This window comes from Methylobacterium nigriterrae (genome assembly GCF_037106235.1).
Lineage (GTDB): Bacteria > Pseudomonadota > Alphaproteobacteria > Rhizobiales > Beijerinckiaceae > Methylobacterium > Methylobacterium nigriterrae.
The window spans coordinates 1-26,793 of sequence record NZ_JBAWTG010000031.1; the positions used below are offsets into that span (position 1 = coordinate 1).

Here is a 26,793-nt window from a genome sequence, read left to right on the forward strand (position 1 = left end):
GGCCTGATGGATCGCCGCGCGGATGCGCGGATAGGTGCCGCAGCGGCAGAGATTGCCGCTCATGGCCTCGTCGATCTGCGCGTCGGTGGGCTTCGGCGTATCCTTGAGGAGCGAGGCCGCCTGCATCATCTGCCCGCACTGGCAATAGCCGCACTGGGACACGTTGAGGTCGCGCCACGCAGCCTGGACCGGGTGGTTGCCGTCGGGCGAGAGTCCCTCGATCGTGGTCACGGCCTGCCCCTCGGCGGCCGAGACCGGGGTCACGCAGCCGCGCACGGCGGTGCCGCCGAGATGGATGGTGCAGGCGCCGCACAGGGCCTGGCCGCAGCCGAACTTGGTGCCGGTGAGCCCGAGCTCGTCGCGCAGGTACCACAGCAGCGGCATGTCGGGATCGCCGTCGAAGCCGCGCTCGGCTCCGTTCACGGTGAGTTTGATCATTCTCGATCGTCCTCCGCAGGCCCGCGCGACGGCCGGGACCTCCGGTCGCCCGCGGGGTAGTTGATTCAACGGTGTCCGTGCCGGGTGGAAGCGGCCGGCGGGCGTGACGGGAGCCCAACCGACGTGAGGCCACGGGGCGAAGCCGCATCGCGGACGGTGAAGAACCCGGCCCGATGCGGCAGGCCCACGGCACGCCCCCGCTCATCAGAATGACTTCAGGCTACGACAGCCTTGTCCCGCCGCGCAACGCGGGCAGCCGGCTTCGCGACGCCCAAGCTGCGTCCCCAGCGCATGGGATGTGACGTTTCGCACGCATCATCCGTGCCTGGACGCGGAGGCACCTGCGGCGGACGAGATGGCGACCAAGCTCAGCACCAGTCGCCCGAGCCCCGTCGGCAATTCTTCCGGACCGCTCAACTTCAAGATCTCGTGAAGATAGATGCGATCGTCCGGCTTCGGGCAATGGTCCGCCTTGGCCAGTCGGATTTCAATTGGAATTATTTGGATCGCGGCCCCTCGACGGCGCACAGGCGCCGGGACCGGGGCGCCACGAGGGCTTCAAGTTCATCCTCTCGGCCTGGGTGACCGAGCTCACCGGCCCGAAGGCCTATTTCGGGCGCCCGATGGACGAGGCGCACGCGCATCTGAACATCACGAGCCGCGAGTTCGACATCGTGATGACCGAGTGCCGCACGACCTTCTACAAGTTCAACGTGCCCGAGCAGGAGCTCGAGGAGCTCATGGGCCTGCTCGAGAGCTATCGCGGCCGCATCGTCAAGCACCGAGGGCGGCCGCCCCGCCGCGGGCAGGCCGGCGCGCCCGCGCGGACGCGAATGGCGCTAGACCGTGACCTGCGTGCCGACCTCGACGACGCGGCCCGTGGGGATCTGGAAGAAGTCCGTGGCGTCGTTGGCGTTCTTGGCCAGCGTGATGAAGATCCGGTCCTGCCAGAGCGGCATGCCGGAATGCGCGGCCGGCCGGATCGAGCGGCGGGACAGGAAGAACGAGGTGGCCATGATGTCGAACTTGAAGCCCTGCTTGCGCAGGAGCGTCAGGGTCTTGGGGATGTTCGGCGTCTCCATGTAGCCGAACTTCATCACGACCTTCGAGAAATGCGGGCCGATCGGCTCGATGCGGACCTTGTCGGCCTCGTTCGAGCGCGGCGTGTCCACGGTCTCGACCGTCAGGATGACGTTCTTCTCGTGCAGCACCTTGTTGTGCTTCAGGTTGTGCAGGAGCGCGGCAGGCGCGATCTCGGGATCGCTCGTGAGGAACACCGCGGTGCCGCGCACGTGGTGGGGCGGGCTCTTCTCCAGCATGCCGACGAGTTCGGTCAGCGGCACGTCGGTCTTGCGGGTCTTGTTGAAGAGGATCGTGACGCCCCGCACCCAGGTCCACATCAGCACGATCAGGCAGCCGGCGACGAGCAGCGGCACGTAGCCGCCCTCGAACACCTTCAGGAGGTTCGAGAGCATGAACAGGAACTCGACCACGATGAAGGGCATGATGGCGGCCGCGGCCGCGATCGGCGACCAGCGCCAGTAGCGCCAGAGCACGATGAAGGAGAGGCTGGCGGTGAGCAGCATCGTGCCCGTCACGGCGATGCCGTAGGCCGAGGCGAGCGCCGATGAGGAGCGGAACAGCACGGCCAGCACCACGACGCCGACCATCAGGAGCATGTTGATCTGCGGCAGGTAGATCTGGCCCGAATGCGATTCCGAGGTGTGGCGGATCTCGAGGCGCGGCAGCAGGCCGAGCTGGATCGCTTGGCGCGACAGCGAGAAGGCGCCCGTGATCACCGCCTGGCTCGCCGTGACGGTGGCGAGCGTCGCCAGGATCACCATCGGGATCAGGCCCCAGTCGGGGACGAGCTGATAGAACGGATCGGTGGTGTCGGGCTTGGCCAGCACCAGGGCGGTCTGGCCGAGATAGTTCAGGACGAGGCAGGGCGCGACGAGGCCGAGCCACGCCACCTGGATCGGGCGGCGCCCGAAATGGCCGAGATCGGCGAACAGCGCCTCCGCCCCCGTCACGGCCAGGAAGACGGCGCCGAGCGCCACCAGCGCGCCCGAGCCGTGGCCGAGCAGGTAATGCACCGCGTACCAGGGATGGAAGGCCCAGAACACGCCCGGGTTGGCGAGGATGTGCGGCAGGGCGGCGAGCGCCAGCGCCAGGAACCACACCACCATGATCGGCCCGAAGAAGGCCGCGACCTTGCTGGTGCCCCGGCTCTGGACGAGGAACAGGGCGACGATGATCGCGACCGTGATCGGCAGGACCGAGTTCTCGAAGGCCGGGGTCACGAGCTTGAGGCCCTCCACCGCCGAGAGCACCGAGATCGCGGGCGTGATCACGGCGTCGCCGTAGAACAGCGCCGCGCCGAGGAGCCCGAGCGTGAAGACGATGCGCGAGCCGCCGAGCGATTTGCGGGCGAGCGCCATCAGCGAGAGGATGCCGCCCTCGCCGTTGTTGTCCATGCGCAGCAGGATGGCGACGTACTTGACCGTGACGATGAGGAGCAGCGCCCACAGGATCAGGGAGGCCGTGCCGAGCACCTCCTCGGGGAGCAGGATGTTGTCGGTGCGGGCCGGCCCCAGCGCTTCCCGGAAGGCGTAGAGGGGGCTCGTTCCGATGTCGCCGTAGACCACGCCCACCGAGCCGACGACGAGGGTCCAGAAGCTGACGGGCGCGTGCGGCTGCGCGCCGTCGGGCAGGTCGAGGGCACCGGCCGGCATCGGCACGGCGCCGCCGCCCTCGCCCGCCGCGGGGCCGCCGGCGGAACTTGCGCCGGCTGGACTTGCGCCGGCGGGACCTGCGCGAAGGCCGCCCGCGGCTTCGGGTTGAGCGTCGGGGGCGCTCGAGGAAGCGGATTGCGTCATGGATCGTGATCTAGGGTGATGCCTGCCCGGAGGCTCGCGACGCGACGCATGGAAAACGCGTGTCTCGATAACGCGTGGATGGGGACGCGTCGGCTTCCGGGGCGCCGCCGGCGGCGGAAGCCCGCAGGGGATCGTGGCGGCACGCTACCACGGGCGCCGACCCACGGAAACCGCGAGCCCCGGCGCTCGACGCGCGCAGGTGCATGCGGAGATGCGCGCGGCCGTCATCGGCCGGAGCAGAGCCGGCCCGCCGAGCCTCACTCGGCCGCGCTGCGGCTGCCCTGGCCGAAGCGTCGCTCGATGTAGTCGGTGACGATGGTCTCGAAATCCTTGGCGAGCGTCGCGCCGCGCAGCGTCATCGCCTTCTTGCCGTCGATGAAGACGGGCGCGCTCGGGCTCTCGCCGGTGCCGGGCAGCGAGATGCCGATATCGGCGTGCTTCGACTCGCCCGGGCCGTTCACGATGCAGCCCATCACGGCGACGTTCAGCCCCTCGACCCCCGGGTAGGTCTTCTTCCATTCCGGCATCGAGGTGGTGATCCAGTTCTGGATGTCGCGGGCGAGCTCCTGGAAGGTCGTCGAGGTGGTGCGCCCGCAGCCCGGGCAGGCCGCCACCAGCGGCACGAAGGTGCGGAAGCCCATCGTCTGCAGGAGTTCCTGGCTCGCCTTGACCTCGAGCGTCCGGTCGCCGCCGGGCTCGGGCGTCAGCGAGTAGCGGATCGTATCCCCGATGCCCTCCTGGAGGAGGACGCCGATGGCGGCGGAGGCCGCCACGATCCCCTTCGAGCCCATGCCGGCCTCGGTCAGGCCGAGATGGATGGCGTAGTCCGAGCGGCGCGCCACCTCGCGGTAGACCGCGATCAGGTCCTGCACCACCGAGACCTTGGCCGACAGGATGATCCGGTCCTTCGGCAGGCCGAGATCCTCGGCGCGCCTGGCCGAGGAGAGGGCCGACTGCACCATCGCCTCGCGCATCACCGCGCGGGCGTCGATCGGGGTCGGGGACTTCGCGTTCTCGTCCATCAGGTGCGTCAGCAGCTCGCCGTCGAGCGAGCCCCAGTTCGCGCCGATGCGCACCGTCTTCCCGTAGCGGATCGCCTGCTCGATGATCGTCGAGAACTGGGTGTCCTTCTTCTCCTTGAAGCCGACATTGCCCGGGTTGATCCGGTACTTGGCGAGCGCCTCGGCACAGGCCGGGTGGTCGGAGAGGAGCTTGTGGCCGATGTAGTGGAAGTCGCCGACGAGCGGCACGTGCACGCCGATCCGGTCGAGGCGCTCGCGGATCTTCGGCACGGCGGCCGCCGCCTCGTCGCGGTCGACGGTGATGCGCACGAGCTCGGAGCCGACCCGGGCGAGCTGGGCGACCTGCGCCACCGTGGCGTCGATGTCGGCCGTGTCGGTGTTCGTCATGGATTGCACGACGACGGGAGCGCCGCCGCCGACCGTGACCGCGCCCTCACCGTCGCCGACGCGGACGCCGACCGTGCGGTGCCGGGGCGCCGGCCCGGCGATCTCGGGGCCGGTCCCGCCGAGGGTCTTGGCTTCGCCTGCGGCTTCCATGGCTTCCATCGTGGACCTTAGCTTGGGCCTAGAGGTTCTTGCACAGAGCGGCCGGCCTGCGGCCTCGGGAAACGGTCGTGTCGCCCCGCCGGCCGGTCCTGCCCGTCGGACCGCGGCTCGGCAGCGGGTCACCGTATGCGCGCGATCGTTTAGCTGAGATTGCCGCGATCCGGCGTCAAGTTGATGACCCTGCATGGCAGCGTCGCGCGTGTCATGTCGCATTGACGCCCGAATGTCGAGTTTGCCCGCGTCCCGTAGCGCGCACGGCCCTCCGGAGGCCGCCGATTCGGGGAACCGTCTAGCCGCCGCCCGCTTTTTGCTGTGGTGCAACAGTTGCTACCGCATTGCAACATCCCATGTTGAGGCCATGATGAACGATGATTCGACTGGCCGGCCGCCGAGCCCCGAGCCGCACAACCCGTCGACCGCCGTCCCCTCCCCCGGTCCGATCTCCGACGGCATCGCGCACGATTCCCCGGCCCGTCCGCCCCTCACCATCCTGGCGGGGCCGAAGGCCGAGAAGACCGTGGCGCTCGCCCTCCAGGGCGGCGGCGCCCACGGTGCCTTCACCTGGGGCGTGCTCGATGCGCTGATCGAGGACGGGCGCCTCGGCTTCGAGGCGATCACGGGGGCGAGCGCGGGCGCCATGAACGCCGTCGTGATGATCGACGGCTGGCTCGAGGGCGGCCCGGACGGGGCGCGGGCGGGCCTGGAGCGCTTCTGGCGCGAGGTCAGCCTCGACGGCGACCTCGGGCCGACGCAGCGCAGCGTCTTCAACGGCGTGCTCGGCCTCTGGACCGGCAACCCGGTCGCCGAGTTCTGGACCAAGGTGCTGGCGCCGAGCCCCTACCTGGCCAATCCGCTCAACATCAACCCGCTCCGGAAGGCACTCGCCAGGCAGGTAGATTTCGCGCGGCTGCGCGAGGCCGACACCGCGGGCGTGTTCGTCTCGGCCACCAACGTCTGGACCGGCAAGCTCGCGGTGTTCGAGCGCGAGCGCCTCACCGCCGACCACCTGATGGCCTCGGCCTGCCTGCCGACCGTGTTCCAGGCGGTCGAGATCGACGGCGTGCCCTACTGGGACGGCGGCTATCTCGGCAACCCGCCGCTCTATCCCCTGCACCGCGGCGCGGTCACGCGCGACATCGTTCTGGTGCAGATCAACCCGGTCGAGCGGCGCGAGACCCCGCGCACGCAGGCCGAGATCCAGGACCGGCTCAACGAGATCACCTTCAACGCGAACCTGATGCGGGAATTGCGCGCCATCGACTTCGTGGACGGGCTGATCGACGAGGGGGTGCTCGGCCAGGGCGAGTACCGGCGCGTCCTCGTCCACCGCATCGACGGCACCGACGCGCTCGAGGATTACAACGCCTCCTCGCGCCTCGATGCCCGCTGGCGGGTGTTCCAGCGCCTGCGCGACAAGGGCCGGGCCGCCGCGCGGACCTGGCTCGCCGAGCACTACGACGAGGTCGGCCGCGACTGTACGCTCGACCTGCAATCGGCCTATCAATGATGCGCGAGCCGGGACGCGAGGGGATTAAGCAGGGGGATTAAGCGGCCTCCTTCGACCGTTGTCCGTATCATGATGGCCGACAAAACGAAGCGACCCGAGATCGTCGATCTGCTGGTGCCGCTCAGGCGCTATGCCCGCTCGCTGACCCGCGACACGCTGCGCGCCGACGACCTCGTGCACGATACCCTCGTGCGCGCCCTCGAGTCGCAGGCGAGCCTGCGGCCGAACACGAACCTGCGGACCTGGATGATGACGGTCCTGCACAACGTCTTCATCGACGACCAGCGGCGCAAGCGGGTCGAGGCCCGCCACGCCGACGTGCTGGCGCAGATGAGCGACGAGGCCGCGCCGCCCGCGCAGGAAGGGCAGGTGCGGCTGGCGCAGATCCGCGAGGCCTTCCTGACCCTGCCGGAGGAGCAGCGGGCCGCGCTGCACCTCGTGACGCTCGAGGGCATGGCCTACGCGGACGCCGCGGCGGTGCTGGGCATTCCCATCGGCACCCTGATGTCGCGGCTCGGGCGCGGCCGCGCCGCGCTCCGCGCCTTCGAGGAGGGCGGCGAGCGCGCCGGCAAGGGCTCGGCCTCCCGCACCGCGCCGGAACGGCCGCATCTGCGTCTCGTCAGGCGCGAGAGCCCGGGAGAGCCCGGTGATCCGTCGGTCTACGAGAGTCGGATCGTCGGCTCCGCCTGAGGCCGCCGGTCCGGGCCGCACGAGGGGCCGGGACCGGCCTTCGGGGCCGGGCCGCCAACTTTCCGGGAAACGCCTGACAGGATAATAGGACGTGGCGTGATGATCGATCCGATTACAGACTCCGATCTCGTCGCTTACGTGGACGGGCAGCTCGAGGTGATGCGGCGCCTCGACGTGGAGGCGCACCTCGCGCGCCATCCGGACGTGGCCGCGCGCATCATGGCCGAGCTGCACGACCGCGACGCCCTGCGGGAAGCCTTCGCGCGCCATCCCGGCCCCGGCCCGGAGCGCAACCGCACCGCCGCGCGGCGGCTCGACCGGAGCCTGCGCTGGCGTCAGGTCGCCTCGCGCCTGCGCCGCGCCGCCGCGATCGCGATCCTGGTGGGAGCCGGCTGGCTGGCCCACGCGGAGGTGGGCCTGTTCGGCGTGCCCGACACCTTCGCCTCCCCCGTGGACCCGACCCTCGTGGAGGACGCGCAACAGGCCCGACAGACCGCGCAGCTGCGCGCCCGCATGACCTCGCAAGGCACCGCGCCGGGCTACGACCGGGCCGAGATCGAGGCCGCCACGGGCATCCGCCTGCCCGACCTGCCGACCGGCTGGACCGTGCGCGACGTGCAGGTCTTCCCCGCCCACCGGGGCGCTGGGGTCGAGATGGCGATCCAGGCCGGCAATCTCGGCGAGGTCGCGCTGTTCGCGACGCACCGCCGCACGGTCGGCCGCGAGAACGAGATCACCCGCTCCAGCGACGGCGCCACCGCCTACTGGAGCGCGGGCGAGTCCTCGTACGCCCTCAGCGGCGCCAGCGACGAGGCGGAGCTGCGCAGGGCCGTGGCGCAACTCGCCGCCATCGGCCGCTGAGGCGCCTCCTCCGGGAGCATCCGGGCACGGAGATCACCCCAGCATGGAGGGCACGCGATCGGTCGCGAGGCGGGCACGCGCCTCGGCCGCATCGATGTCCATGCGGGCGATCAGGGCCTCGGCGCCGGCGAAGCGCTCCTCGCCGCGGATGAAGGCCACGAACTCGACCGCGATCTCCTGCCCGTACAGGTCGCCCGCGAAATCGAACAGGTGAACCTCGAGGAGCGGCGCGCCGTCGTCGAAGGTCGGGCGGCGCCCGTAGCTCGCCACCCCGTCCCGGACGCCGCCGTCGGCGAGGCGCACCCGCACCGCGTAGATGCCGTGGGCGAGGCCGCAATCGGCGAGCGCGACGTTGGCGGTGGGGTAGCCGAGGACGCGCCCGCGCTTGTCCCCGTGGCGGACGCTGCCCTGCACGAACCAGCGGTAGCCGAGGAGCGCGTTGGCCCGGGCCACGTCACCCGCCGCCAGAGCCGCCCGGATCGCGCTCGACGAGACCGGAACGGCCTCGGAAGCGAGCGACACCGCCGGGATGATGCGGCAGCCGAGGCCCGCCTCCCGGCACATGCCGGCGAGCAGGGCCGGCGTGCCCTCGCGGCCGCGCCCGAAATGGAAGTCGTGCCCGATGACGACGCCGGAAAGCCCGAGCTCGCCCTTGAGGAGGCGCTCCACGAAGTCGCGCGCGCCGGTGCCAGCGAGCCCGGCATCGAAGCGGCGCACGATCAGCCCGTCGAGGCCCAGGCGGCGGAACACGATCTCCTTCGCGCCCCGCCCGGTGAGGCGGAACATGGGCTGGCCGGGCGCGAAATAGGCCCGCGGATGTGGCTCGAATGTCAGGATCACGGCCGGACGGCCGGCCGCCGCCGCGGTCTCGCGCACGGCCTCGACGAGGACGCGGTGGCCCTGGTGGATTCCGTCGAAATTGCCGATCGCCGCGACGGCGCCGGCGAGCCGCGGCGGCACCGGATCGTCCTCGCGGCAGATCGTGAAGGGCCGCGCGGTGCTCTCGTCGGCTGACGGCATCGAACTCATGGAGCTTGCAGGACGAGTGGAGCTTGCAGGACGGGTGGCAAGACGGACGGCAGGGCGGACGGCAAGGCGGGCGAATCCGGTGCGGCAGGCCGGATCGGAAGCGCCGCGGACCCTGTCGAAAAGCGCCTGAAGGGTCAAGCGAGGGGCGCCGGGGGGATCTTGGAGATGGGCCGCGGCGGCGCCGCGGGCGCCCGGTCATCGGGGGAGGATCGGGCCTCCGCGCCGGGCACCGCGGTTAACCGGTTTGAAATTCAGTCTCGCGTAGTTTCGGCGACACGAGGCGCCGCGAGGAGGCGGCGCTTCCCGCAATACGCCTCGGGGATGTCGCCGCCGCACCGGCCCCGGGCAAGACGGAGCAGACCGCCCATGGCCCTCGATCTCAGCATGCCGATCCTCGTCGTCGACGATTACCAGACGATGGTCCGCATCATCCGCAACCTGCTCAAGCAGCTCGGCTTCGAGGAGGTCGACGACGCCTCCGACGGCACCGCGGCGCTGGCCCGCCTCAAGAGCCGCAAGTACGGCCTCGTGATCTCCGACTGGAACATGGAGCCGATGACGGGCTACGAACTGCTGCGCCATGTCCGCGCCGACGAGGGCCTGCGCACCACGCCCTTCATCATGGTCACGGCCGAGTCGAAGACCGAGAACGTCATCGCCGCCAAGAAGGCCGGCGTGAACAACTACATCGTCAAGCCGTTCAACGCCGCCACGCTCAAGTCCAAGATCGAGGCCGTCTGCGGCGCCTGATCGCGCGCCTCGACGGAGTGCCGGAGGCGAGCCTCGCAGGAGTGGCCGGTGTCGCCCGCGGGCGGCGCCGGGGCGTCAGGAGTACGGTGCCGATGAGATTCGCACGCAAACCGCGGGACCCGGCTCCCGCAGCGCCCTCGCCGAGGGTGATCAACGAGCTCGTCGAGATCGCGGAGTATATCAGCCATCTCCGCCAGGAGATCGCGGCGCTGCGGGCCAACGAGCTGACCCGCGACCGCATCCCGATGGCGCATGAGGAGCTCGGCAACGTGCTGGCCGCGACCGCGGGCGCCACGAACCAGATCATGGCCTCGGCCGAGGCGATGCTTGGGCTGCCGGACGACGCCGATTACCGGGCGAATGTCGAGGCCCGCATCTACGAGATCTTCGAGGCCTGCGCCTTCCAGGACATCACCGGGCAGCGCATCTCGAAGGTGGTCGAGGCCCTGCGCCAGCTCGAATTGCGGCTCGCGCGCTTCGCCAACGCCGTGAAGGCCCGCGACGAGGCCGGGTTCGACCCGACCGAGGCCGAGCGCCGGAAGCGGGCCGAGCAGCTGTTGCTGAACGGTCCCCAGATCGACGGCCCCGCGACCTCGCAGGACGACATCGACGCGCTGTTCGCCTGAGCGTCCCTACCAGCACAGGCGCTCGATCACCGCGTCCGGCCGCACCGCCTGGCGACCCAGCCACGCCGCGACGTCGCCGAGCCGGTCGTGCTCGGCCAGCACGCCGAGCTCCTCGGCGTGGATGCCGCGCGCCACGAGCAGGCTCGGGAGACCGAAGGCGACGGCCCCCGCGATGTCGGTGCGCAGCGCATCCCCCACCGCCAGCACGCGCGCCGGATCCGGCGCCTCACGGGAATCGAGGGCGCCGGCCATGGCGAGCGCGGCCTCGTAGACCGGCCGGTAGGGCTTGCCCGCGTAGACCACCGACCCGCCGATCTCCGCGTAGGCCGCCGCGATGAGGCCCGCGCAGGGAATGAGCTGCTTGTCGCGCTCCACCACGAGGTCGGGGTTGGCGCAGATCATCGGCACGGCCCGTGCCCGGAACGCGTCGAGCGCCGCGCGGTAATCCTCGGCGGTCTCGCGGGTGTCGTCGAACAGGCCGGTGCAGACCACGAGGTCGGCCGCATCGGCGGGCACGAGGGCGAGGTCGAGGCCGTCGAAGATGGTGGCGTCCCGCTCCGGGCCGAGGTGGTAGACCGCGGCGCCGGGGCTCCGCGCGATCAGGCCGCGGGTGAGGTCGCCCGATGTGAGGATCGCGTCGTAGGCCTCCCGCGGCACGCCGAAGCCGTCGAGGATGCGCTGCACGCCCGCCCAGGGACGGGGTGCGTTCGAGACCAGCACGACCCGGCGGGGACGTCCCTCGCCGGGGAGCGCGCGGAAGCGGATCAGGGCCTCGCCCGCCGCCCTGTGGCCGTTCGTGCCGTCGTGCAGCACGCCCCAGACGTCGCACAGGATCAGGTCGTAGCCCGCGGCGATGCCGGCGATGCCGGCCAGGGTCGGGACCGTCCCGGCGGGGGCGGGCATGCGCGTCATGGTCAATCCTGCTGTTGCGGTGCGGCGGCCGGGTTAGGCGGGCGCGGCCGCGAATGCAACGGCCGCGGGGCTCAGCCCGCGCGGCGCAGGAAGTCGCGGAAGGGGCGCCGCTGCGGCGGGGGCTCCGGCTCCTCCGGGGGCGCGGCCGCGGCGGGCGCCGGGAGGGGCGCGGGCGGCGCCGCGAGCACCTCCGCCCGCACGGCGCGGGGCGCGGCGAAGACGCTGCCCTGCGCGAAGGGCACGTCGAGATCGATCAGGTCGGGCACGTCGGCCTCCTGCTCGACCCGGGTCGCAACCAGGCGGATGCCGGCGCGCCCGAGCGCCGCCACGAGATCCTCGACGGCGATGTCGGACAGGTGCCGGCGGGCACTCGCCTGCCGCAGCAGCAGGTCGGCCGGGACCTTGACCTGCGTGACGCCGCGCTCGGCGAGCGACAGGGCGTCGAAGCGCAGGTCCGCCGGGCGGTCGAGGCTGAAGCCGATCCTGCCGCGCATCGCCGCGAGCGCCCCCGCCTGCTCGGCGTCGAGGCTGCGCCAGCTCACCTGCGGCAGGGCCACCACGAGGCGGCCGGCAAGCGCGGGCTCGGCGGCCACGACGCGGGCGAGCCCGCGCAGGAAGCCCGGCTCGAACAGCGAGAGCGGCGACAGGCCGTAGGCGACCGCCGCCTCGCTGCCGCGGCCGGCGAGGTGACGCGCGATGGTGGCGACCTGCTGGAGCATGCGCCGGTCGAGATCCGTAGTGCGGCCGTGCCGCTCCAGAACGGGCAGGAACGCCTCCGGCGGCAGGACCTCGCCCTCGACCCGCAGGCGCGCCAGGGCCTCGTAGGAGGCGACCTTGCGCTGGGGCAGGGTGACGACGGGCTGGAGATGCACCTCGAGCCCGCCCCCGTCGAAGGCCGCGATGAGGGCCGCGATGAGGGCCGCCTCGCGCGCCCGCTCCCGATCCGCCTGGGCTGGTTCCTCGGTGGACGGCACCTCGATCACGTGTCCGGGGAGGGCCGCGGCGTCCGGCGCCCGCCGCGGCGGCGGCACGGGCCGCGGCGTCGGGAACACGGGCCGTGCGGCCGCGGGCGTCGGGACCGGAATCGGCGAGACTGGCGCGGGCACGGCTGGCCGCGGCACGGGGCCGGCCGCGACGAGCGGCGCGAGCGCCTCCGCCTTCAGGCGGGCGATCTCGCCGTCCTGGGTGGCCACCACGGCCGCGAGGTCGCGCACGATGCCGCTGAGGAGGCCGATCTCCACCGTCACTTCCTCGACGCCGGCCGCCAGCATGGCCGTGTCGGCGCCGGGAGCCGTGCCGCCCTTGGGCTCGGCCGCGGAAGCCGCCTCGATCCGCAGGAGGCGCTTCGAGAGCACGTCGACCTCCGCCGAGAGCTTGTCGCAGCGGGTCGCGAGCGCCGCGGACCGCCGGTGGGCGAGGAGCGAGGCCAGCCCGGCAAGGGCGGCCAGCGCCAGCAGGGCGAGGAGCGGCGAGACGACGGCGAGCGGCCCCAGGACGACGAGTGCGAGGGCACCCAAGGCCAACAGGCTGCCGGGCCGGCCGAAGTTCCGGGCCATCGAAAAAGCTCAACCACCCTCGAACGCGCGGGACAGACGCCCCGGGCCGTTCGCCGCGAATCGGTGCGTCGCCCCGTTGTCGCCGAGGGTTGCGGCCCCGGCAAGGCGCGGACCGCGAGCCGGGGTGGATTTCCCCGAGCTGTGACATAGGCTTCCCCGCACCGGGGCGCCGCCGCCGCCCCCGCGAGGACCGACCGGAGCCCGACGCATGGACGAGACGCGAGCCGATTTCCTGATGCGGGTCGAGGGCATGACCTGCGACGGCTGCGCCGAGGCCGTGCGCCGCGCGATCCGGCGCCTCGACCCGGAGGCGCGGGTGCAGGTCGACCTGGAGCACGGCCGCGTCGCGGTGACGACCCACGCCCAGAGCCTCGCGGTCGCCGAGGCCCTGACCCGGGCCGGCTACACCGCCACCGCCATGACGGGCTGACATCGCCGGCCGGGGATGGCCGGCCGGGGACGGCCGGAAGGGACCTGACAAAAACGAAAATTTGGCCGCGCCTTTAAAAATTTCGACACGATTTTCCCCCCGCCTTCGCGCAAACTGCCCCGATGGTTCAGGCTTGGCCCTTGGCCCAACGACAGCCGCACGGCAAAAGCCGGCAAGCCCCGCGGTGACCCCGAGCATCGCTGCCGAGACCGGCCCGGCCGCAGGCCGCGCGGGTCGATCGCTGCGATGCGGGGCGGTTCGCGGACCCAGAAACGGACGCCACACGAAGCCTTCGTGCCACGAGGTGAGGAAACCATGCCCTCAGACATCGAGATCGCCCGCGCCGCGACCCTGAAGCCGATCGGTCAAGTTGCCGAGAAGCTCGGCATCCCGGACGACGCGCTCCACCATTACGGCAAGCACATCGCCAAGATCGACCACGGCTACATAGCCTCGCTGGAGAGCCGGCCCGAGGGCAGGCTGGTGCTCGTGACCGCCATCAGCCCGACGCCGGCGGGCGAGGGCAAGACCACGACGACGGTCGGCCTCGGCGACGCGTTGAACCGCATCGGCCGGAAGACCGTGATGTGCCTGCGCGAGCCCTCGCTCGGCCCCTGCTTCGGCATGAAGGGCGGCGCGGCCGGCGGCGGCAAGGCGCAGGTCGTGCCCATGGAGCAGATCAACCTGCACTTCACGGGCGATTTCCACGCCATCACCTCGGCCCACGCGCTCGCCTCGGCGCTCATCGACAACCACATCTACTGGGCGAACGAACTCAACATCGACGTGCGACGCATCTTCTGGCGCCGCGTCGTCGACATGAACGACCGGGCGCTGCGCGCCATCAACCAGTCGCTCGGCGGCGTCGCCAACGGCTTCCCGCGCGAGGACGGGTTCGACATCACCGTGGCCTCCGAGGTCATGGCGGTGTTCTGCCTCGCCAAGGACCTCGCCGACCTCGAGGAGCGCCTCGGCCGCATCGTCATCGCGGAGACCCGCGACCGCAAGCTCGTGACGCTCAAGGACGTGAAGGCGACGGGCGCCATGACGGTGCTGCTCAAGGACGCCCTGCAGCCGAACCTCGTGCAGACGCTCGAGGGCAACCCGGCGCTCATCCACGGCGGCCCCTTCGCCAACATCGCGCATGGCTGCAACTCGGTGATCGCGACGCGCTCCGGCCTCAAGCTCGGCGACTACGTGGTGACGGAGGCGGGCTTCGGCGCCGATCTCGGGGCCGAGAAGTTCCTCGACATCAAGTGCCGGCAGACGGGCCTGAAGCCCTCGGCGGTCGTCATCGTCGCCACCGTGCGGGCGCTGAAGATGCACGGCGGCGTCAACAAGAAGGACCTCGGCTCAGAGAACATCGAGGCGCTGGAGCGCGGCTTCGCCAACCTCGCCCGCCACGTCGCGAACGTGCGCAATTTCGGCCTGCCCGTCGTCGTCGGCGTCAACCACTTCTACGCCGATACCGACGCCGAGCACGCCAAACTCAAGGAGCTGTGCCGCGACAGGCTGCAGGTCGAGGCCATCACCTGCAAGCACTGGGCGGAGGGCGGCGCCGGCGCCGAGGAGCTGGCGCACGCCGTCGTGAAGCTCGCGGAGGGCGAGCAGAAGCCGCTGGCCTTCACCTACGAGCCCGAGTCGAAGCTCACCGACAAGATCAAGGCCATCGCGACGAAGCTCTACGGGGCGGCCGACATCCAGATCGAGTCGAAGGCGGCCACGAAGCTCGCGGCCTTCGAGAAGGAGGGCTACGGCAACCTGCCGGTCTGCATGGCCAAGACCCAGTACTCCTTCTCGACCGACCCGACCCTGATGGGCGCGCCGTCCGGCCATATCATCGGCGTGCGCGACGTCCGCCTCTCGGCGGGCGCCGGCTTCGTCGTGGTGATCTGCGGTGAGATCATGACCATGCCGGGCCTACCCAAGGTCCCATCCGCGGACACGATCCGCCTCGACGAGAACGGCCAGATCGACGGCCTGTTCTGAGCCGGCGCCGTCCTTCCGCGCCGCCCGGCGGGAAGGCCGCTGCGGGATCGGGCGCGGGTCCCTTCCCCGTTCGGGAACAGGGGCCCGCGCGATCCGGGAGCGGCGCCCCGTCCCTACGCCGCCAGCGCCCGGTTCACGGTCGAGCGCAGGTCCGCGAGGGAGAATGGCTTCGTCAGCACGTCCGTCACGATCGCGTCGAGGCCGCGGGCGCGCTCGCGCTGGTCGGCGAAGCCCGTCATCAGCAGGATCGTGAGGTTCGGGAAATCGCGCTTGGCCGCGAGCGCCAGCGCGATGCCGTCCATCAGCGGCATGCGGATGTCGGTGAGCATCAGGTCGAAGGCGCCGTCGGCCTCGTTCAGGCGGTCGAGGCCGTCGCTGCCGTCGATGGCCGTGATCACCGCGTGACCGTCGATCTCGAGCCCCCGCTTGAGGAAGCCGCGGACCGTCTCTTCGTCATCGACGAGCAGGATGCGCGCCATGTCGTCCCGTCTTTCGTCCCGTCTTCCGAAATGGTTGCGTCGACAATGAGTTGTCGAATCACGCAGGGGCTTGCCCGACCTGTCAAGGTTCGAGTGACCGGAACAGTTCCGGGCAGCACCGCCTGCGCGAAAATGCCGCCCCCACCTTAACGGATGGTCAAGCGGGGCGTTGCACGCCCGAAGAGCATGCTGCGAAAAAGTGGCGACGGTTTCTCGCTCGAAGCATGCTCTGATTGATCGGATCGACCATGATTTCTGCGTTTTGACCGAATCGGTCGAAACGCAGCATGATCTAGGTGCCGCCGAACAGGTCGGGCTCCGTGCTCTCGTAATCGACGAGGCCCACGAAGGGCAGCTGCCGGAAGGCGTGGGCGACGTCCATGCCGTAGCCCACCACGAAGACGTCCGGGCAGGTGAAGCCGACGAAATCCGCGTCGATCGTCACCGCCCGCTTGCCGGGCTTCTCGAGCAGCACCGCCGTCATCACGCGCCTGGCGCCCCGCGCCATCAGCAGATCCTTGGCGAACACGATGGTGCGGCCCGATTCGAGGATGTCGTCGACGAGCAGCACGTCGCGCCCGCGCACCTCGCTCTCGACGTCGCGCAGGATCTCGACCTGGCCGGAGGAGACCGTGCCGCTGCGGTAGCTCGACAGGTGCACGAACTCGACCTGCGGCGAGAGGCCGGCGCGGTGGAGCGCCCGGAGGAGGTCGGCCGCGAACATGAAGCTGCCCTTGAGCACCGCGACCACGAGCAGGTTCTCGGGATTCGTCGCGATGATCTCCTGCGCGAGCTCCTCGTTGCGCCGGGCGATGGCGGATTCGTCGAACAGGACGCGGACGCGTCGGGAGGCGCTGGTCATGGCCCTCTCTTAGAGCATTTGCCCGGCCCCTGCCCACGGCCGCGCGCGGGAAAAAGCTCGCGCGCGGGAAAAACGCTCGCGCGGGAACCTTGCATCGCGGCGCCCTACGGATGGGCGGCCGGCCTCTCCTCCGAGGGGGGGGCCGCCGCGGCGAAGCGGATCTCGACCGACCGCCCCTGCGCGGGCGGGTCGGCGAAGGTCGCGCGGAAGCGCGCGCGCTCGGCCTCGCCAAGGGCGGCGCGGGGTGCCGGCGCCGTGAAGGTCTTGAGCGGGCGGTCGGCGGCGTCGCGCACCTCCACCTCGATCACCGGCACGGGCACGCCGCCCCTGGCGAGCCCGACGAGGTCGGCCTCGACCACGAGTTCGCCCGCCCGGCCGGGCTCGGCCGCGCCGCGGAAGGCGACCACGTCGCGAAGCTCGAGCCCCCGCAGGTTCACCGGCAGGCCGATGCGGGCGTAGAGCCCCGCCGTCTGCGGCATCGCCCGCACCACGGTGGTGCGGGCCAGCAGCATCAGCGGCAGGAGGGCCAGCGCGGCGAGTCCCGCGGCGGCGGCGGGCGAGATCCCGGCAAGGCCCCGCCGCCGGGCGGGCTTGGCGGACTTGGATGACTTGCGCCGGCCTGCGGCCCGCGCGGCGGAGCGCGCCCGCGGGCGCGGCGGCACGTTGTCGAGAACCGCCGCCTCCGCCTGCCTCTCCGCTTGCCTCTCTTCGGCCGCGGCGGCCTGCCAGGCCGCCTCCAGACCCGATTCGGGCCCGTAGCGCTCGATGTCGAGTTCCTCGGCGCGGCCCGCCAGCACCTCGGCCGGGGCGATGAACCAGGTCTCGCGGCAGGCGGCGCAGCGGACGGAGCGGCCCTCCATGCCGACGCGGTCGGCCTCGATCCGGTACTCGCTGGCGCAGGCGGGGCAGACGATCAGCACGGCGAATCGCTTCCATCCTCGATCGGCGGTTGCCGCTCGTCGAAAAAAGACTCACACGGTTGTCGCGGCGCACGGTTAATCCCCGGTGAAGCGGGGCCGTTCGGGCTTGAAAACGCCGCATCGTCGGCCCAATCCGGGCCGGGGCGCGGCAATGTGCGGATGACCTTGGGCGAGCGGGTGAAGACAGGCAGCCTTCTCTCCGGCGCTGAGGAGCCGGTGGTCCAGTTCGAGAATGTCGGGATGCGCTACGGCCTCGGGCCGGAGGTGCTCTCCGACGTCAGCTTCCGGGTCCAGCCGCGCTCGTTCCAGTTCCTCACCGGCCCCTCGGGCGCGGGCAAGACCACGCTGCTGCGCCTCATCCTGCTGTCGGTGCGCCCGACGCGGGGCCTCGTCTCGGTTTTCGGGGAGGAGGTCAGCGGCATCTCGAGCGAGGCGCTCACGGGGCTGCGCCGCCGCATGGGCGTGGTGTTCCAGGATTTCCGGCTGCTCGACCACCTCACCACCTACGAGAACGTGGCGCTTCCCCTGCGCGTCCAGGGCCGGGCCGAGGCGAGTTACCGGGCGGAGGTGGTGGAACTCCTGCGCTGGGTGGGCCTCGGCGAGCGCATGCACGTGCTGCCGCCGCTCCTGTCGGGCGGCGAGAAGCAGCGCGCGGCCATCGCCCGCGCGCTGATCGCCCGGCCCGAGCTGCTGCTCGCCGACGAGCCCACCGGCAACGTCGACCCGGGCCTCGGGCGCCGGCTCCTGCGCCTCTTCGTCGAACTCAACAAGCTCGGCACCTCGGTGATCATCGCGACCCACGATTTCGGCCTGATGGACCTCGTCGATGCGCGCCGGATGATTCTCGGGCAGGGCCGCCTGCAGATCGAGGGATGATGGCCGGGACACGCATCGAGGCTCCGCACGCCGCCCCCGCCGCCTTCGAGCCGGCCCTGCCCCCGACGCTGCGGCGCAACGCGCCGCTCGTGCCGACGGATTCCGCCGCGAGCCGCTCGCTCGCCGCCGTCATCGCGATCCTGACCTTCCTGGCCGCCCTCTGCGCGGGCGCGGCCGAGATCGTGGCCTCGAGCGCCGGCCAGTGGCAGGGCGCCGTGACGCAGGAGGCGACGATCCAGGTCCGGCCGAGCCCGGGGCGCGACCTCGACGGGGACATCGCCAGGGCGGAGGGCATCGCCAAGGCCGAGCCCGGCGTCGCGGCGGCGCGGGTGTTCTCGAAGGCCGAGGCCGAGCGCCTGCTCGAGCCCTGGCTCGGCAGCGGCCTCGACCTGACCGACCTGCCGGTGCCGCGCCTCATCACCCTGAAGCTCGCCGACAGCCCCGTCCCCGACCTCAAGCATCTGCGCGGGGCGCTCTCGGAGGCCCTGCCGGGGGTCGCGAGCCTCGATGATCACGCCCTCTGGCTGCAGAGGCTCTCGACCATGGCCAACACCTTCGTGGGCGTCGGCGTCGGCATCGTCGCCCTCGTGCTCGTCGCGACCGGGCTCGCGGTGGCCTTCGCCACGCGCGGCGCGATGGCGGGCAACCGGGAGGTGGTGGAGGTGCTGCACTTCGTGGGCGCCAACGACGACTTCATTGCCCGCGCCTTCCAGCGCCGCTTCTTCGGCCTCGGGCTGCGCGGCGGCATCATCGGGGCGGGCCTCGCGCTCGCGGCCTTCTGGCTGGCCGGCCTCCTCGCCCGCGCCTGGCGCTCAGGACCGGCGGGCGAGGAGATCGAGGCCCTGTTCGGGGCCTTCCACATCGGCTGGAGGGGCTATGCGAGCGTGCTCCTGATCGGCGTCATCGCGTCGGTCGTCACGGCCGTGGTATCGCGGCTGACGGTCCGGCGCTTCCTCGCCTGACCCGGGATCGGGGCGCGCGGGGCCAGGGCCGATCACGCTCTCGCGACGCGATCATCGGAGCTCGTCCGACCCGCGCGGATCTCGCCGCGAGACCGCGCGGCGAAACCCGGGGACCGGGCGTTAACCCTTTGTGAACTTTTCGGGGAGCGGAATACTTGCCTCTCGGGCGCCGCAATCGGTGCTATCCTCCCGGAGAATGACGACGCGGATGCCACGCGTACCCGACATGACGCCGGCCGAGGCCTTCGGCTGGACGTGGCAAGAGACACGGCAAGAGACCCGGCAGGAGACACGGCCGGCAGCGCGGCTTGCGACCCGGCGCCGGCCGGCCGCGACGGCCGCCGCTCCGGGGACGCCCGCGCGTACCGGCCTCCTCGCCACGGCCCTCCTCGGCCTCGCGGGCCTCGGCTGCGTGGCGCTGGCGGCGGGCTTCCTCGCCTTCGTGGCCTGCCTCGACCGCATCGAGCGTTCGCCGGCGGCCCGCGCCGACGGCATTGTGGCGCTCACCGGTGGGGCGCAACGCATCGGCGACGCGATCGACCTCCTGGCGGGCGGATATGGGCGGCGGCTCCTGATCACCGGCGTGAACGAGCGCACCAGCCGCGACGAGATCGCCCGGCTCAACCCGACCCAGCGCCACTGGATCGATTGCTGCGTCGACCTCGACTACCGGGCGCGCAACACCATCGGCAACGCCATCGAGACCCGGCGCTGGATGCGCGAGAACCGGTTCGGCACGGTCGCGGTCGTGACCTCGAACTACCACATGCCCCGCACCCTGATCGAGCTCGACCATGCCCTGATGGGCGGCGACCGGATCGTGCCGCATCCGGTGATCGCGGACGGGTTCGACGCCGCCCGCTGGTGGCAGCATCCGGGCTCGGCGCGGCTGCTCGCCGCCGAGTACGTGAAGTTCCTGGCCGCGTGGCTGCGCACCCGCTTCGAGAGCGATCCCGAGCGCTCCCGCGCCGCGATCCTGATCGGGCGCGGCAAGCCCCTGAAGATGGTGGCCGAGCCGCTGGTGCGGCGGCTGGACTGACGGGGATTGCCTGCGCGCCGGACCTGGCCGCGGGCTCCGCGACGCGCTCCTCAGAGCCCCCGGCAGCGGGATCGCACGAGGCCGCCGAATTCCTTCTCCGAGCCCTGCACCTGTGCCAGGCGCTCGGTGCGCTCGGAGCCCGACAGGCAGCGGCCGTAGACGCTCGCGACCCGGCGCATGGTCTCCACGTGCCGGCGCCAGACGCGGCAGTTCCGCGCGTCGTCGCCGTCCGCCTGCTCGAGCTGGTCGATGGCCTGGCGCTGCATCGACTGGGCGACGAGCACGTCGCGGGCGCAGGCCGTGTCGGCGCCGGGCTGGGCCGCGGCGGCGAGCGGCGCCAGCAGGCACAGGCCCCCGGCCAGGAGCAGGCGGACGCAGGAGGAACTCATCGGGGCTCGGCTCAGGCCGCCTGGGAGGCCGAGGTGCGCGTCAGGAGCGCGTAGAGGGCGCTCGCGTCGCGCGCGGCCCGGATGCGCTCGAGGATGCCGGGCTCGCGCAGGATGCGGGCGACCTGGGCGAGCGCCTTGAGGTGGTCGGCCCCGGCGCCCTCGGGCGCCAGCAGCAGGAAGGCGATGTCCACGGGCTGGCCGTCCAGCGCCTCGAAATCCACCGGCCGCTCGAGGCGGGCGACGAGGCCGAATAGGCGGTCGAGGCCCGGCAGCTTGCCGTGCGGGATCGCGACGCCGTCGCCGATGCCCGTCGAGCCGAGGCGCTCGCGCTGAAGCAGGGTCTCGAAGACCTCGCGATCGTCGAGAGCCGGCAGCTGCCGTGCCGCCTGGCTGCTCAGATCCTGCAGAACCTGCTTCTTGGTGCGGGCGCGCAGCGAGGGCACCACGGAATTCGGATCGAGGAATTCCAGCACTGACATGGAGGACCGCTGCCCCGTCGGCAGGGCCCCGACCGGGCCCCGCGCAGTGAGAATGGCACCGCGAGCTTGCGCCCGCGTGACCCGGGGACCAGACCCCGGGAATCACGACCCGCGGGGAACGCCCCGTGGATCAATGGCCGAGGTACGGGCCGGTTCCGGGACCGCTCCCGTGCGTCGCGTTCAGGACGACGCGGCGTCCGGCGGGTCGACCCAGCCGATCGCACCGTCGCTGCGCCGATATACGACGTTGATGCGGCCCGTGCCAGCGTGAACGAACACGAGCACGGGGGCCCCCGTGAGGTCGAGGGCGGTCACCGCCTCGCTCACCGAGTGGCGCTGGAGGGTCTTCGTGCTCTCGGCGACGACCGGCGGATGGGCGGCCCCGTCCATCTCCTCGTGGGTCTCGTCCTCGGCGTCCTCCTCGGGCGCGGCGAAGACCGCGTAGGCCGCCTCGACGGTGGCGCCGTTGTGCTCGGCGGCGCCGTGGTCCTTGAGCTTGTGCTTGTAGCGGCGCAGGCGCTTCTCCAGCCGGTCCGCGGTCTGCTCGAAGCTCGCCCGGGCATCGTGCGCCGCCGAGGAGGCCTCGATCGTGAGGCCGGAGACGAGGTGCAGGATGCAGTCGGTGCGGAACGCGGCCCCGTCGCGGCGCAGGGTGACGTGGCCCGAGCAGGTGCCGCTCATGTGGCTGTCGAGGTATTTCGAGAGGGTGGCGGCCATTCGCTCTTCGACCCGCCCGCGCAGGGCTTCGCCGAGGTCCAGGCCATGGCCTGTGACGCGCAATGACCCCATGATTCCTCCGGTTTGATTTGTCCCGATGGGCGAGAGTTAAGGAGCGGTCCCCGCAGAAGTCAACGCGAGTTCCTTCGCCGGCTCGCCGAGCTGCCTCTCAACGCCGATTGGCGCCCGAAGGTCAACGGCCCGCATGGGCGAAATGATCCCGGCGGCGCTCGATCGAGGAGGGAATCCGCAGGGATTCCCGGTACTTCGCCACGGTGCGCCGGGCAATGTCGATGCCCTCGCCGCGCAGGCGCTGCACGAGGGCGTCGTCCGACAGGACGTCGCTCGGGGTCTCGCCGTCGACGAGCTGCTTGATGCGATGGCGCACGGCCTCCGAGGAATGGGCCGCCGCCCCCGCCGCGCCCGGGATCGCGGCCGTGAAGAAGTACTTCATCTCGAGCGTGCCGCGGCTCGTGCCGATCGACTTGTTGGAGGTGACCCGCGAGACGGTGGATTCGTGCATGCCGATCGCCTCGGCCACGGTCTTCAGGTTGAGGGGCCGCAGGTGCGTCACCCCGTGCACGAAGAAGCCGTCCTGCTGGCGCACGATCTCGGAGGCGACCTTCAGGATGGTGCGGGCGCGCTGCTCCAGGCTGCGGGTGAGCCAGTTGGCGGTCTGCAGGCAATCCGACAGGAAGGCCTTGTCGGTCTCCGCGGCGGCCCCGCGCGAGACGCGGGCATAGTAGCTCTGGTTGACGAGGACGCGCGGGAGCGCCTCGGCGTTGAGCTCCACCAGCCAGGCGCCGTCGGGACCTGAGCGCACGAACACGTCGGGGATCAGCACCTCGACGGCGCTGGCGCCGAAGGCCCGGCCGGGCTTCGGGTCGAGGCGGCGCAGCTCCGCCAGCATCTCGACGAGATCCTCGTCGTCGACGCCGCAGAGGCGGCGCAGGGCCCCGAAATCGCGCTTGGCCACGAGGTCGAGGCGGGAGATCAGAGCCTGCATGGCCGGGTCGAACCGGTCCTTCTCGCGCAGCTGCAGGGCGAGGCACTCCGCGAGGTCGCGGGCGGCGACCCCCGGCGGGTCGAAGCCCTGCACGAGCCCGAGCACCCGCGCCACGGCGTCGAGGCTGGTGCCGAGGCGCTCGGCCACGCCGTCGATCGGCTCGCGCATGTAGCCGGCCTCGTCGACCGCATCGATCAGGAAGCCGCCGATCAGGCGCTCGGCGGGATCGCGGGTGGCGAGGTCGAGCTGGGCGGCGAGGTGCTCGCGCAGCGAGATCTCGGCCGTCAGCGTCGCCTCGAAATCCGGCGCCTCGGCATCGAAGCTGCCGCCCGTGTTGCCGTAGGGAGCGGGCGTGAGCGAGAGCATGTCGCCGGCCGAGGCCTCACGGGCCGGGGTCGGATTCTCGTCGGGGAAGACGTTGTCGAGGCGTGTGTCGATATCGCCCTCGATCTCGCTGCGGCTCGGGCTGATGTCGCTCACGAGCCAGGGCTCGGCCTCGCCCGCCTCGCCGTCGAACCCATCGGCGCCCTCGGAGCGCGGCTCGGCCGCCTCCTGGACCTCGCCCGCCTCGCTCTCGACGCGTTCGAGCAGCGGGTTGCGCTCCAGTTCCGCGTCCACGTAGGCCGCGAGGTCGAGCTGGGAGAGCTGGAGGAGCTTGATCGCCTGCAGGAGCTGCGGCGTCATCACCAGGGCCTGGCCCTGGCGCATCTCCAGCCGTTGCAGCAAACTCATCGCGGCGCCCCGATTCTGCGAGAGGTCGAGGCCGCGCCCAGCGGTGAGCGGTCTCGGCACATTTCTTGCTTCCTCTCTTGATCTCAGTCGTAGACCGATTGCGCGGGCGCGTCAAAGCGTGTTCGCGGGCGCGTCCCGATTGCGCACGATCGTGGCGCGAAGCGCACAGATGCGGCGCCCGGATCGTGCGCGACGGCCGCTAAGGTTTGCTGAAGGTGGCCTCCCTGGCCGGCGCACGCTCGCGTGATTGGCCCCTCGCGGCGGCGTGCCCGATCGCGTCACGGGTCGCGGGACGTTTTCGCGGAGCCGGACGCTGCGTCGTCGTCCCGCGCCCGAGAGCATTTTCCGTGATTTCCGGATCACGGAAAATGCTCCAGATCATTGATCTGGCGCGCTTTCTGATCGCCGAACCGGCAACCACTTCGGCGGAAAGCGCGCTAGAGGCGGAAATCCTCGCCGAGGTAGAGGCGGCGCGCGTCCGGGTTCGCCACGATCTCCTCGGGCGTGCCCTCGGTGAGGATGCGGCCCGAATGGGCGATGTAGGCGCGGTCGATCAGCCCCAGCGTCTCGCGGACGTTGTGGTCGGTGATCAGCACGCCGATGCCGCGCTGCTTGAGGTGCTTGACGAGGTCCTGGATGTCGCCGACCGCGATCGGGTCGATGCCCGCGAAGGGCTCGTCGAGCAGCATGAAGCTCGGCGAGGAGGCGAGCGCCCGCGCGATCTCGCAGCGCCGCCGCTCGCCGCCCGAGAGGGCGATCGACGGCGACCGGCGCAGGCGCGTGATGTCGAACTCCTCGAGCAGCGCGTCGAGCTTGCGCTCGCGCTCGCGCCTGTCGGGCTCGGCCACTTCCAGCACGGCCCGGATGTTGTCCTCGACCGTCAGGCCCCGGAAGATCGAGGCCTCCTGCGGCAGGTAGCCGATGCCGAGCCGCGCGCGCTGGTACATGGGCAGGTGCGTGATCGGCAGCCCGTCGAGGCTGATATGCCCCCGGTCGGCCGCGACGAGGCCGGTGATCATGTAGAAGATCGTGGTCTTGCCCGCGCCGTTCGGCCCGAGCAGCCCCACCGCCTCGCCGTTATGCACGGTGAGCCCCGCCTCGTGCACCACGGTGCGGGCGCCGTAGCTCTTGCGCAGGCCCCGCACGCTGAGGATGCCGGGCCCGCCGCCCGCGTCGACCGCCTCCGCGACCTCGGCCTCGCGCTGCCGCGCCCGGCCGAACAGGCGGCCGAGGAGCGAGGAGCCGCGCGTGCGGGCGCTCGCCCCCGCGGCCGATCTGTCCCGGACGACGGGGCCGGAGGAGCGCGGAGGCCGGGGCGGCGCCTGCAGAGGCAGGGCTGAGGTGCTCAAGGGGGCGCCGGTCAGTTGGCCTGGGCCCGGGGCTTGCCCGGGGAGCCCTCGGCGGCGGGTCGGTCCTCGGCCGGCCTCGGCGGCGCCTTGGCGGCGGCCGCCGGCTGCGGGCAGCCCTTGGAGCCGCCCTTGGCGTCGGCTTTCTCGCCCGGCACGAACAGGGCCGAGACGCGCCCGCCCGCCACCGGATCCATATTCGCCCGGCCGGTGCCCATGTCGTAGACGAGGCGCGAGCCGCGGGTGACGTTCTGGCACTGGCTCAGCACGACGTTGCCGGTGAGCACGATGCGCTTGGCGGCCTGATCGAAGACGGCGTTGTCGCCGGTGGCGACCTGATCCTTCTGCACCACCGTGACGGGGCCGGCGCACTCGACCTTCTGGATGCCGTTCTCGCCCAAGGCGGCCTTATCGGCGGGCTTATCGGTTGTTTTGTCGGCGGCCTTCTCGTCCGCCGCGCCCTCGCGGGCCTCCTTCGCGCCGTCCCTGCCGCGCTTGTAGTGCACGGTCATGCTGGAGCAGCGGATGGTGCTGTCGCCCTGGACCGCCACGACGTTGCCGGCGAAGATCGCCTTGTTCTCGCGGTCGAACACGTCGAGGCGGTCGGCGTCGATCTTGATCGGCTCCTTGCCGCCGCCGCCGAGCGCGCCGAGGGGCGAGGCCGGCTCCTTCCTGGCCGCTTCCTTGGGCACCTCTTTGGGCACCTCTTTGGCCGCCGGCACGGCCGGCTTCTGCGCGAGGGCGGGGGCCGCGGCGAGGAGCGACAGGCCGGCCGCGAGGGCGGCTGAACGGGCGAGAGCCCTCATTCTCATGGCCCTCATGGCTTCCATGGCCCTCATGGCCGGCCGTCCGCCGGTTCGGCAGCCGAGGTCACGAGGCGGACGGATTGCGCCGCCTCGCTCGTCGATGCCTTCGCGCCCTTGTCCTCGCCGTGGAAGACCGTGCGGACGTTGCCGATGAAGGAGATCACCCGGCCGTTGTCGACGACGTCGAGGCTGTCGGCCACCACCGAGCCGCTCGGCACCGTCACGGTGACGGATTCGCGGGACGTCACGGTGCCGGCCTTGAAGTCGATCGCGGCCGAGGTGAGGCGCGCCTCCTCGCCCTTGTCGGTCCAGAGGCGGATGTCGCGATCGAGGTTGAGCGATTCGCGGGACGAGTCGAACAGGCCGGCGGCGGCCTCGATCCGGGCGATGCCGCCCTTGTCGTCGGTGGCGATGTGGCCCCTCATGGATTCGAGTTCGATCAGGCTCGGCTTGCGCACGTCCTGGAGGGCGGCCGAGGCCGTCACCTCGTAGCCGCGGTCGTTCTTGCGGAAGCCCGACAGGCGCGGATTCTCCATCCGGACCTTGGTGCCCGACAGGCTGACCGGACCGATGGCGACGCTCGGCGCCAGGGTTCCGAACGGGTTGAACAGCGTCGCGGCGGCGAGGCAGACGGCAGCGCCCCCGGCCACGAGCGGGATGATGCGGCGCAGGGTGCGCACCTGCGTGCTGTGAGAGCGCGCGCGGGCATGCGCCCGCGTCCGGCGCGCCTCCGCACCCGCGGAGCCCCGCGTCTCGCCCTTCGTCTCGACGGCGTCGACCACCTGCATGACAATCCTGAGAGACACCGGCGCCTCCCCCGTCGCGCCGCCGGTCCGCGACCCCGCGGGGCGTCCCCTTGGAGCGTCCCCGTCGGGCCGGCGGCTGCCGGATGCGCTTGCCCGGTGGCGAAGTTATGGCCTGAGCGTTTCTGAATGTTCAACCAGG

General features: G+C 71.6%; 26 protein-coding genes and 1 pseudogene. 11 read left to right on the forward strand and 16 right to left on the reverse strand.

The window, feature by feature from the left end; all coding sequences use genetic code 11:
• Positions 1 to 438, reverse strand: a 438-nt coding sequence (locus WDW90_RS17100) for a (2Fe-2S)-binding protein (protein ID WP_336488613.1), incomplete at its 3' end; no start/stop codon positions are given.
• A gap of 581 nt (positions 439 to 1,019) precedes the next feature.
• On the opposite strand from WDW90_RS17100, the pseudogene WDW90_RS40750 reads away from it, so the two are divergent.
• Positions 1,020 to 1,196, forward strand: a pseudogene (locus tag WDW90_RS40750) (globin domain-containing protein); the annotation flags it as partial.
• Positions 1,197 to 1,277: 81 nt separating this feature from the next.
• Here WDW90_RS40750 and WDW90_RS17105 read toward each other — a convergent pair.
• Positions 1,278 to 3,317: a potassium transporter Kup gene (locus WDW90_RS17105; RefSeq protein ID WP_431311059.1), complete on the reverse strand. Its 2,040-nt coding sequence runs from the start codon at positions 3,315 to 3,317 to the stop codon at positions 1,278 to 1,280.
• Positions 3,318 to 3,574: 257 nt separating this feature from the next.
• On the reverse strand, positions 3,575 to 4,885 hold the full coding sequence (ispG, locus tag WDW90_RS17110) for a flavodoxin-dependent (E)-4-hydroxy-3-methylbut-2-enyl-diphosphate synthase (protein WP_336488614.1): 1,311 nt from the start codon (positions 4,883 to 4,885) through the stop codon (positions 3,575 to 3,577).
• A gap of 358 nt (positions 4,886 to 5,243) precedes the next feature.
• On the opposite strand from ispG, the gene WDW90_RS17115 reads away from it, so the two are divergent.
• The 3 genes from WDW90_RS17115 (at position 5,244) to WDW90_RS17125 (ending at position 7,943) form a co-directional block, all read left to right on the forward strand.
• Entirely contained in the window at positions 5,244 to 6,392 is a 1,149-nt protein-coding gene (locus WDW90_RS17115) for a patatin-like phospholipase family protein (protein WP_336488615.1), read from the forward strand.
• A gap of 69 nt (positions 6,393 to 6,461) precedes the next feature.
• Positions 6,462 to 7,082, forward strand: a complete 621-nt coding sequence (locus WDW90_RS17120; protein ID WP_336488616.1) for a sigma-70 family RNA polymerase sigma factor — start codon at positions 6,462 to 6,464, stop codon at positions 7,080 to 7,082.
• A 99-nt stretch (positions 7,083 to 7,181) separates the two neighbouring features.
• The gene (locus tag WDW90_RS17125; protein WP_336488618.1) at positions 7,182 to 7,943 is read left to right on the forward strand and encodes an anti-sigma factor; all 762 of its coding nucleotides are present in this window, start codon (positions 7,182 to 7,184) and stop codon (positions 7,941 to 7,943) included.
• 33 nt (positions 7,944 to 7,976) lie between these two features.
• Here the strand turns inward: WDW90_RS17125 and WDW90_RS17130 are convergent, their stop codons facing one another.
• Positions 7,977 to 8,963 carry a bifunctional riboflavin kinase/FAD synthetase gene (locus WDW90_RS17130; protein ID WP_336488619.1) on the reverse strand — a complete coding sequence of 329 codons (987 nt, stop codon included), beginning with the start codon at positions 8,961 to 8,963 and terminating at the stop codon, positions 7,977 to 7,979.
• A gap of 375 nt (positions 8,964 to 9,338) precedes the next feature.
• Between WDW90_RS17130 and WDW90_RS17135 the strand changes: the two genes are divergently transcribed.
• Entirely contained in the window at positions 9,339 to 9,722 is a 384-nt protein-coding gene (locus WDW90_RS17135; RefSeq protein ID WP_336488620.1) for a response regulator, read from the forward strand.
• Between the two features lie 92 nt (positions 9,723 to 9,814).
• A complete protein-coding gene (locus WDW90_RS17140) occupies positions 9,815 to 10,348 on the forward strand; it encodes a protein phosphatase CheZ (RefSeq protein ID WP_336488621.1) in 534 nt (177 codons plus the stop codon).
• Between the two features lie 6 nt (positions 10,349 to 10,354).
• On the opposite strand, the gene WDW90_RS17145 is transcribed toward WDW90_RS17140, so the two are convergent.
• Both WDW90_RS17145 and WDW90_RS17150 read right to left on the reverse strand, forming a co-directional pair.
• Entirely contained in the window at positions 10,355 to 11,260 is a 906-nt protein-coding gene (locus tag WDW90_RS17145) for a TIGR01459 family HAD-type hydrolase (protein ID WP_431311060.1), read from the reverse strand.
• Positions 11,261 to 11,331: 71 nt separating this feature from the next.
• Positions 11,332 to 12,816, reverse strand: coding sequence for an EAL domain-containing protein (locus WDW90_RS17150; RefSeq protein ID WP_336488622.1), 1,485 nt, complete (start codon positions 12,814 to 12,816; stop codon positions 11,332 to 11,334).
• Positions 12,817 to 13,024: 208 nt separating this feature from the next.
• Here WDW90_RS17150 and WDW90_RS17155 point away from each other — a divergent pair, with 208 nt between their 5' ends.
• Both WDW90_RS17155 and WDW90_RS17160 read left to right on the forward strand, forming a co-directional pair.
• A complete protein-coding gene (locus WDW90_RS17155; protein ID WP_336488624.1) occupies positions 13,025 to 13,246 on the forward strand; it encodes a heavy-metal-associated domain-containing protein in 222 nt (73 codons plus the stop codon).
• Between the two features lie 315 nt (positions 13,247 to 13,561).
• Positions 13,562 to 15,235, forward strand: a complete 1,674-nt coding sequence (locus tag WDW90_RS17160) for a formate--tetrahydrofolate ligase (protein ID WP_336488625.1) — start codon at positions 13,562 to 13,564, stop codon at positions 15,233 to 15,235.
• A 113-nt stretch (positions 15,236 to 15,348) separates the two neighbouring features.
• Here WDW90_RS17160 and WDW90_RS17165 read toward each other — a convergent pair whose 3' ends face one another.
• The 3 genes from WDW90_RS17165 to WDW90_RS17175 all read right to left on the reverse strand — a co-directional run bounded on the left by WDW90_RS17165 (position 15,349) and on the right by WDW90_RS17175 (position 17,496).
• Entirely contained in the window at positions 15,349 to 15,714 is a 366-nt protein-coding gene (locus WDW90_RS17165; protein WP_150961766.1) for a response regulator, read from the reverse strand.
• A gap of 292 nt (positions 15,715 to 16,006) precedes the next feature.
• Positions 16,007 to 16,576 (reverse strand): hypoxanthine phosphoribosyltransferase, encoded by a 570-nt coding sequence (gene hpt, locus WDW90_RS17170; RefSeq protein ID WP_336488626.1) that lies wholly within the window; start codon positions 16,574 to 16,576, stop codon positions 16,007 to 16,009.
• A 104-nt stretch (positions 16,577 to 16,680) separates the two neighbouring features.
• Positions 16,681 to 17,496, reverse strand: a complete 816-nt coding sequence (locus WDW90_RS17175; protein WP_336488627.1) for a zinc-ribbon domain-containing protein — start codon at positions 17,494 to 17,496, stop codon at positions 16,681 to 16,683.
• Positions 17,497 to 17,655: 159 nt separating this feature from the next.
• On the opposite strand from WDW90_RS17175, the gene ftsE reads away from it, so the two are divergent.
• The 3 genes from ftsE (at position 17,656) to WDW90_RS17190 (ending at position 20,373) form a co-directional block, all read left to right on the forward strand.
• A complete protein-coding gene (ftsE, locus tag WDW90_RS17180; protein ID WP_336488628.1) occupies positions 17,656 to 18,372 on the forward strand; it encodes a cell division ATP-binding protein FtsE in 717 nt (238 codons plus the stop codon).
• Positions 18,372 to 19,334, forward strand: coding sequence for a cell division protein FtsX (locus WDW90_RS17185; RefSeq protein WP_431311061.1), 963 nt, complete (start codon positions 18,372 to 18,374; stop codon positions 19,332 to 19,334). Before ftsE ends, WDW90_RS17185 begins: the two co-directional genes overlap by 1 nt.
• Positions 19,335 to 19,542: 208 nt before the next feature.
• Positions 19,543 to 20,373 carry a YdcF family protein gene (locus tag WDW90_RS17190; protein ID WP_336488630.1) on the forward strand — a complete coding sequence of 277 codons (831 nt, stop codon included), beginning with the start codon at positions 19,543 to 19,545 and terminating at the stop codon, positions 20,371 to 20,373.
• Positions 20,374 to 20,423: 50 nt separating this feature from the next.
• Here WDW90_RS17190 and WDW90_RS17195 read toward each other — a convergent pair whose 3' ends face one another.
• From WDW90_RS17195 to WDW90_RS17225, 7 genes are all read right to left on the reverse strand, one after another.
• On the reverse strand, positions 20,424 to 20,762 hold the full coding sequence (locus tag WDW90_RS17195; RefSeq protein ID WP_336488631.1) for a hypothetical protein: 339 nt from the start codon (positions 20,760 to 20,762) through the stop codon (positions 20,424 to 20,426).
• An 11-nt stretch (positions 20,763 to 20,773) separates the two neighbouring features.
• Complete coding sequence (gene ptsN / locus WDW90_RS17200; protein ID WP_336488632.1) at positions 20,774 to 21,241, reverse strand: PTS IIA-like nitrogen regulatory protein PtsN; 468 nt, start codon at positions 21,239 to 21,241, stop codon at positions 20,774 to 20,776.
• Between the two features lie 180 nt (positions 21,242 to 21,421).
• Complete coding sequence (gene hpf, locus WDW90_RS17205) at positions 21,422 to 22,030, reverse strand: ribosome hibernation-promoting factor, HPF/YfiA family (RefSeq protein ID WP_336488633.1); 609 nt, start codon at positions 22,028 to 22,030, stop codon at positions 21,422 to 21,424.
• Between the two features lie 121 nt (positions 22,031 to 22,151).
• The gene (gene rpoN / locus WDW90_RS17210) at positions 22,152 to 23,696 is read right to left on the reverse strand and encodes an RNA polymerase factor sigma-54 (RefSeq protein ID WP_336488680.1); all 1,545 of its coding nucleotides are present in this window, start codon (positions 23,694 to 23,696) and stop codon (positions 22,152 to 22,154) included.
• 437 nt (positions 23,697 to 24,133) lie between these two features.
• On the reverse strand, positions 24,134 to 24,919 hold the full coding sequence (lptB, locus tag WDW90_RS17215) for an LPS export ABC transporter ATP-binding protein (protein ID WP_336488681.1): 786 nt from the start codon (positions 24,917 to 24,919) through the stop codon (positions 24,134 to 24,136).
• A gap of 137 nt (positions 24,920 to 25,056) precedes the next feature.
• On the reverse strand, positions 25,057 to 25,848 hold the full coding sequence (locus tag WDW90_RS17220; RefSeq protein WP_336488682.1) for an LptA/OstA family protein: 792 nt from the start codon (positions 25,846 to 25,848) through the stop codon (positions 25,057 to 25,059).
• A 29-nt stretch (positions 25,849 to 25,877) separates the two neighbouring features.
• Positions 25,878 to 26,636, reverse strand: coding sequence for a lipopolysaccharide-assembly, LptC-related protein (locus WDW90_RS17225; protein WP_336488683.1), 759 nt, complete (start codon positions 26,634 to 26,636; stop codon positions 25,878 to 25,880).
• Between the last annotated feature and the right edge of the window lie 157 nt (positions 26,637 to 26,793).